Below are 7396 nucleotides of genomic sequence, written 5' to 3'. Positions count from 1 at the left end.
GATGCACTACCACGGCAGCAATACCGGCAACGGCGGAGTAGTGGAAAGCGAGGCTATCGCCAGCCACGGCCGTGAGCACTCGCTGTCGATTACCCTGCCGCCGCTGGCAACCGTCTGGCTGGTACGGGAGGCGGAATGACGACGCTCTTGCCAGGAAAGCCCGCTCCGCTGGGCGCAAGCTATGACGGAAAGGGGGTGAACTTCACCCTCTTTTCCGCCCATGCCGAGCGGGTAGAGCTATGCCTGTTCGATGAGCAGGGGAACGAACGACGTGTTGATCTTCCCGCGCGCAGCGGCGACGTCTGGCACGGCTGGCTGGCCGGCGTTGGCCCGGGTTTGCGCTACGGCTATCGCGTCCACGGCCCGTGGGAGCCCGAGCAGGGGCATCGCTTTAACCCGGCGAAGCTGCTGCTCGATCCCTGCTGCCACCGGGTGGATGGCGCGCTGCCTGACGATGAGCGTCTTCACGGCGGCGACCGGCAGCCCGATAACCGCGATAGCGCGGCAACCGCGCCGAAGTCGCGGGTCGTTGACCTGCATTACGACTGGCTGGGCGACAAGCCGCCGCGCACGCCCTGGGGTCAGACGGTCATTTATGAAGCCCACGTCAAAGGGCTGACGTACCTGCATCCCGGGCTGCCTGAGGAGATTCGCGGCACCTACCGGGCGCTGGGTCATCCGCTGATGATCGACTATTTCAACACGCTGGGTATTACCGCGCTGGAGCTGATGCCGGTGGCGCAGTTTGCCAGCGAACCGCGCCTGCAGCGGATGGGGTTGAGCAACTACTGGGGCTACAACCCGCTGGCGATTTTCGCCCTCGACCCGCGCTATGCCAGCGAGCCCGAGCGTGCGCTCGACGAATTTCGCGACGCGATAAAGGCGCTTCACGCCGCAGGCATCGAGGTGATCCTCGACGTGGTGCTGAACCACAGCGCTGAAATCGATCTTGAAGGACCGACCTTCTCCCTGCGCGGAATCGATAACCGTAGCTATTATTGGATAAGAGAAGACGGCGACTACCATAACTGGACCGGCTGCGGGAACACCATCAACCTCAGCCATCCTGGGGTCGTGGAGTACGCCCGCCAGTGCCTGCGTTTCTGGGTGGATGAGTGTCACGTTGACGGCTTCCGCTTCGATCTGGCTTCGGTTATGGGACGGACGCCGGAGTTTCGTCAGGATGCGCCGCTGTTTGAGGCGATCCGCCGCGATCCGCAGCTGGCAGAGGTGAAGCTGATTGCTGAGCCCTGGGATATCGGCGCCGGTGGCTATCAGGTGGGCAATTTCCCGCCGCTGTTTGCCGAGTGGAACGACCATTTCCGCGATGTTTCGCGCCGTTTCTGGCTGCAGCAAAACGCCTCGCTGGGAGAGTTCGCCCAGCGCTTTGCCGCTTCCAGCGATCTCTTTCAGCACAGCGGGCGGCAGCCTGCGGCGGCGGTCAATCTGATTACCGCCCATGATGGTTTCACCCTGCGCGACTGCGTCTGTTTCAATCAGAAACATAATGAGGCGAACGGGGAAGAGAATCGCGATGGGACTAACAATAACTACAGCAGCAATCATGGTATAGAGGGCTTAGAGGCTACGCTCGACGTGATTGAAAGGCGGCGGGACAGCGTTCACGCCCTGCTGGTGACGCTCCTGCTGTCGCAGGGCACGCCGATGCTGCTGGCGGGTGATGAACACGGCCATAGCCAGCATGGCAACAATAATGCGTACTGTCAGGATAACGCGCTGACCTGGCTCGACTGGGACAAGGCGAACCGCGGGCTGACCGCGTTCACCGCGGCGCTTATTCATCTACGCCGCCGTATCCCCGCCTTAACCGGCAACCGCTGGTGGCAGGAGGGAGACGGCAGCGTTCGCTGGCTCAATCAACACGCTCAGCCGCTGAGCGCTGATGAGTGGCAGCATGGCGCGATGCGTTTGCAGATCCAGCTATCCGAACGCTGGCTGATAACGCTGAACGCCACCCCAGAAGTCACCAATATGGAATTACCCGCGGGGGAATGGCACGCCGTTCTTCCGTTCGCCGGAGAGAGCAATCCGGTCATCATGGATGTCTGGCATGGGCCCGCGCACGGAGTGTGCGTATTTCAAAGGTCGTAAGCCCTGAGGCTTCCGGTAAGTTTCGCGGCGGCAACGCGGCGGGAAGGGCAGGAAGGCTGGGATGTAAAAAGGAGTTAATCATGGTTAGGCTAGAAAAGAACGATCCGTTGATGCTGGCGCGTCAGCTGCCCATCAAAACCGTTGCGTTGATTCTTGCGGGTGGTCGCGGTACCCGACTGAAAGATTTAACGATTAAGCGCGCAAAACCGGCCGTCCATTTTGGCGGTAAGTTTCGCATTATCGATTTCGCATTATCTAACTGCATTAACTCAGGTATTCGCCGCATTGGCGTTATCACCCAGTATCAATCGCACACGCTGGTACAGCATATCCAGCGCGGCTGGTCGTTCTTTAGCGAAGAGATGAACGAGTTCGTCGATTTGCTGCCGGCGCAGCAGCGCGTGCATGGTGAAAACTGGTACCGCGGTACCGCGGATGCGGTGACCCAGAACCTCGATATTATTCGCCGCTACAAGGCGGAGTACGTGGTGATCCTCGCCGGCGATCATATCTATAAGCAGGACTACTCGCGCATGCTTATCGATCACGTCGAAAAAGGGGCACGCTGCACCGTGGCCTGTATGCCGGTGCCCATCGAAGAGGCATCCGCTTTCGGCGTGATGGCGGTTGATGAGAGCGACAAGATCATTGAGTTTGTCGAAAAGCCTGCCGTACCGCCCGCCATGCCGAGCGATGTCAGCAAATCGCTGGCCAGCATGGGTATCTATGTCTTTGATGCCGATTATCTTTATGAGCTGCTGGCGGAAGATGATAACGATGAAAACTCCAGCCACGACTTCGGCAAAGACATCATTCCGAAGATAACCGAAGCTGGCATGGCTTATGCACATCCTTTCCCACTCTCCTGCGTACAGTCGGACCCCGAGGCGGAACCCTACTGGCGCGACGTGGGGACGCTCGAGGCCTACTGGAAAGCCAACCTCGACCTGGCATCGGTGACGCCGGAGCTGGATATGTACGATCAGAACTGGCCGATTCGCACCCACATGGAATCGCTGCCGCCGGCTAAATTCGTTCAGGACCGCTCCGGTAGCCACGGCATGACGCTGAACTCGCTGGTCTCCGGCGGATGCATTATCTCCGGTTCGGTGGTGGTGCAGTCGGTGCTGTTCCCGCGCGTGCGGGTGAACTCATTCTGTAACATTGATTCGGCAGTCTTATTGCCAGAAGTTTGGGTCGGACGCTCGTGCCGCCTGCGCCGCTGCGTGATCGATCGCGCCTGCGTGATTCCGGAAGGCATGGTGATTGGTGAACACGCGGAAGAAGATGCGCGTCGGTTCTACCGCTCAGAGGAAGGTATTGTGCTGGTCACCCGGGATATGCTGCGGAAGTTGGGGCACTCACAGGAGCGATAATGCAGGTCTTACACGTATGTTCAGAGATGTTCCCGCTGTTAAAAACCGGCGGTCTGGCGGATGTCATCGGCGCGCTGCCAGCGGCGCAAATTGCGGAAGGTATCGATACGCGCGTGCTGCTGCCCGCGTTTCCTGATATTCGTCGCGGGATAACCGATGCGCAGGTGGTGACGCGCAGAGACACCTTTGCCGGCCGCATCACGCTGCTGTTTGGCCATTTTAACGGCGTGGGCATCTATCTTATTGATGCACCACATCTTTACGATCGCCCGGGGAGCCCTTACCACGATACCAACCAGCATGCCTACACCGATAACGTGCTGCGCTTTGCGCTGCTTGGCTGGGTAGGTAGCGAAATGGCCTGCGGTCTGGATCCCTTCTGGCGCCCTGACGTTGTGCATGCCCACGACTGGCATGCGGGCCTGACGCCGGCCTATCTGGCGGCGCGCGGCCACCCGGCGAAATCGGTTTTCACGGTGCACAACCTGGCCTATCAGGGGATGTTCTACTCCTGGCATATGAATGAGATCGAGCTGCCGTGGTCGTTCTATAACATGCACGGCCTCGAGTTCAACGGCCAGCTCTCGTTCCTGAAAGCGGGCCTCTATTATGCCGACCATATTACGGCGGTCAGCCCAACCTACGCCCGTGAGATAACCGAACCGCAGTTCGCTTACGGCATGGAGGGGCTGCTGCGCCAGCGGCAGCATGAGGGGCGCCTGTCGGGCATCCTTAACGGCGTAGATTCAAACATCTGGAATCCGCAAAACGATCTGCTGCTGGCCGCGCGCTACGACCGCGATAGTCTCGAAGATAAAGCGGAGAACAAGCGCCAGCTGCAAATTGCGATGGGGCTGAAGGTGGACGACAAGGCGCCGCTGTTTGCCGTGGTCAGCCGCCTGACCAGCCAGAAGGGGCTGGACCTGGTGCTTGAAGCGCTGCCGGGCCTGTTGGAGCAGGGCGGGCAGCTGGCGCTGCTGGGCGCCGGCGATCCGGTGCTGCAGGAGGGCTTCCTGGCCGCGGCGGCGGAGCATCCGGGTAAAGTGGGCGTGCAGATTGGCTACCATGAGGCCTTCTCGCACCGCATTATGGGCGGCGCCGACGTCATCCTGGTTCCCAGCCGCTTTGAACCGTGCGGCCTGACGCAGCTGTATGGCCTCAAGTACGGCACGCTGCCGCTGGTACGGCGTACCGGCGGCCTGGCGGATACCGTCACCGACAGCTCGCTGGAAAACCTGGCCGATGGCCTGGCCAGCGGGTTTGTCTTTGAAGACAGCAACGCCTTGTCGCTACTGCGAGCAATTCGGCGCGCATTCGTTCTGTGGTCGCGCCCTTCGCTCTGGCGTTACGTGCAGCGTCAGGCGATGAGTATGGATTTTAGCTGGCAGGTTGCGGCGAACTCTTATCGCGAACTTTATCAACGCTTGATGTAACCCCAGGAGTCATTGCGATGAATGTACCCTTTAGCTACGCATCACCCACGCTGAGCGTTGAGGCACTGAAGCACTCTATCGCCTATAAGCTGATGTTCATCATCGGCAAGGATCCGGCGATCGCCAACAAGCATGAATGGCTTAACGCCACGCTGTTCGCCGTGCGTGACCGAATGGTGGAGCGCTGGCTGCGCTCGAACCGCGCCCAGCTTTCGCAGGAAGTTCGTCAGGTCTACTATCTGTCGATGGAGTTTTTGATTGGCCGCACTCTCTCTAACGCGCTGCTGTCGCTGGGCATTTATGAAGATGTGAACAAAGCGCTGGAAGAGATGGGGCTCAACCTTGAAGAGCTGATCGACGAGGAGAATGACCCGGGGCTGGGCAACGGCGGGCTCGGGCGCCTGGCGGCCTGCTTCCTCGACTCTCTGGCGGCCCTCGGCCTGCCGGGCCGCGGCTACGGCATCCGCTATGACTACGGGATGTTTAAGCAAAATATCGTCGACGGTCGGCAAAAGGAGTCGCCGGACTACTGGCTGGAATACGGCAACCCGTGGGAGTTTGAGCGCCATAACACGCGCTACAAAGTGCGCTTTGGCGGCCGAATTCAGCAGGAGGGGAAAAACGCCCGCTGGGTGGAAACCGAAGAGATCCTGGCGGAAGCCTACGATCAGATTATCCCGGGCTTCGATACCGATGCCACCAATACCCTGCGGCTGTGGAGCGCTCAGGCCAGCAGCGAAATCAACCTCGGTAAATTCAATCAGGGCGACTACTTCGCGGCGGTAGAAGATAAAAACCACTCCGAAAACGTATCCCGCGTGCTCTATCCGGATGACTCCACCTATTCCGGGCGCGAGCTGCGCCTGCGCCAGGAGTATTTCCTCGTCTCCGCGACGGTGCAGGATATCCTTAGCCGCCACTATCAGCTGCATAAAACCTACGCCAACCTGGCCGACAAAATCGCTATCCACCTCAACGACACCCATCCGGTGCTGTCGATCCCGGAGCTGATGCGTCTGCTGATTGACGAGCATAAGTTTAGCTGGGATGAGGCGTTCGAGGTGACCTGCCAGGTCTTCTCCTACACCAACCATACCCTGATGAGCGAAGCGCTGGAGACCTGGCCCGTTGATATGCTGGGTAAAATTCTGCCGCGCCATCTGCAGATTATCTTTGAGATTAACGACTACTTCCTCAAGACGCTGCAGGAGCAGTATCCCAACGATACCGCGCTGCTGAGCCGGACTTCGATTATCGATGAGTCCAACGGCCGCCGGGTGCGGATGGCCTGGCTGGCGGTGGTCATTAGCCATAAGGTGAACGGCGTTTCCGAGCTGCACTCGAGGCTGATGGTGGAGTCGCTGTTCGCCGAGTTTGCGCGGATTTTCCCGATGCGCTTCACCAACGTGACCAACGGCGTGACCCCGCGCCGCTGGCTGGCGCTGGCGAACCCGCCGCTGTCGAAGGTGCTGGATGACAATATCGGCCGCACCTGGCGTACCGATCTCAGCCAGCTCAAGGAACTGGAGCAGCATATTGATTATCCGACGGTGAACCAGGCGGTGCGCCAGGCGAAGCTGGAGAACAAGCAGCGGCTGGCAAACTATATCGGCCAGCAGCTTAACGTGGTGGTTAATCCGAAGGCGCTGTTTGATGTGCAGATCAAGCGCATCCATGAGTACAAGCGGCAGCTGATGAACGTGCTGCACGTGATTGCGCGCTATAACCGCATCAAGGCCGATCCCGACGCCGAGTGGGTGCCGCGGGTCAATATCTTCGCCGGGAAAGCCGCTTCGGCCTACTACATGGCCAAGCACATTATTCATCTCATTAACGACGTGGCGGCGGTGGTCAACAACGATCCGCAGATCGGCGATAAGCTGAAGATCGTGTTTATCCCTAACTACAGCGTCAGCCTGGCCCAGCTGATTATTCCGGCGGCGGATCTCTCCGAGCAGATCTCGCTGGCGGGAACGGAAGCCTCCGGGACCAGTAACATGAAGTTTGCGCTCAACGGCGCGCTGACCATTGGCACCCTCGACGGGGCTAACGTTGAAATGCTCGAGCACGTGGGCGAGGAGAATATCTTCATCTTCGGCAATACCGCGGAGGAGGTTGAGGCGCTGCGGTCCAGCGGCTACAAACCGCGCGACTACTACGAGCAGGACCCGGAGCTGCACCAGACGCTGACCCAGATCGGTACCGGCCTGTTCAGCCCGTCGGAGCCGGGCCGCTATCGCGACCTGCTGGATTCGCTGATTAACTTTGGCGACCACTATCAGGTGCTGGCGGATTACCGCAGCTACGTTGATTGTCAGGATAAGGTGGACGAGCTCTACCGTCAGCCGGAAGAGTGGGCCAACAAAGCGATGCTCAACATCGCCAATATGGGCTACTTCTCTTCTGACCGTACGATTCAGGAGTACGCCGACCATATCTGGCATATCGATCCGGTGCGGCTGTAACCACCGCGAT

General features: G+C 59.5%; 5 protein-coding genes. All 5 read left to right on the top strand.

From position 1 onward, the window contains the following. Window positions 1-139, top strand: a 139-nt coding sequence (locus PFH44_RS01795; RefSeq protein WP_283824140.1) for an alpha amylase C-terminal domain-containing protein, incomplete at its 5' end; no start/stop codon positions are given. Further along, entirely contained in the window at window positions 136-2112 is a 1977-nt protein-coding gene (gene glgX / locus PFH44_RS01790; RefSeq protein WP_283824139.1) for a glycogen debranching protein GlgX, read from the top strand. The genes PFH44_RS01795 and glgX, both read left to right, overlap by 4 nt. 80 nt (window positions 2113-2192) lie before the next feature. Further along, a complete protein-coding gene (gene glgC / locus PFH44_RS01785) occupies window positions 2193-3488 on the top strand; it encodes a glucose-1-phosphate adenylyltransferase (protein ID WP_283824138.1) in 1296 nt (431 codons plus the stop codon). Further along, window positions 3488-4921 carry a glycogen synthase GlgA gene (glgA, locus tag PFH44_RS01780; protein ID WP_045854015.1) on the top strand — a complete coding sequence of 478 codons (1434 nt, stop codon included), beginning with the start codon at window positions 3488-3490 and terminating at the stop codon, window positions 4919-4921. Before glgC ends, glgA begins: the two co-directional genes overlap by 1 nt. 17 nt (window positions 4922-4938) lie before the next feature. Further along, window positions 4939-7386, top strand: a complete 2448-nt coding sequence (gene glgP, locus PFH44_RS01775) for a glycogen phosphorylase (RefSeq protein WP_283824137.1) — start codon at window positions 4939-4941, stop codon at window positions 7384-7386. Window positions 7387-7396 lie beyond the last annotated feature (10 nt).

This window comes from Klebsiella sp. Ech2A, assembly GCF_030078455.1.
Classification (GTDB): Bacteria; Pseudomonadota; Gammaproteobacteria; order Enterobacterales; family Enterobacteriaceae; genus Klebsiella; species Klebsiella terrigena.
Note: the sequence above shows the minus strand (reverse complement) of the source record. Positions and strands in the feature narration are given on the sequence as shown.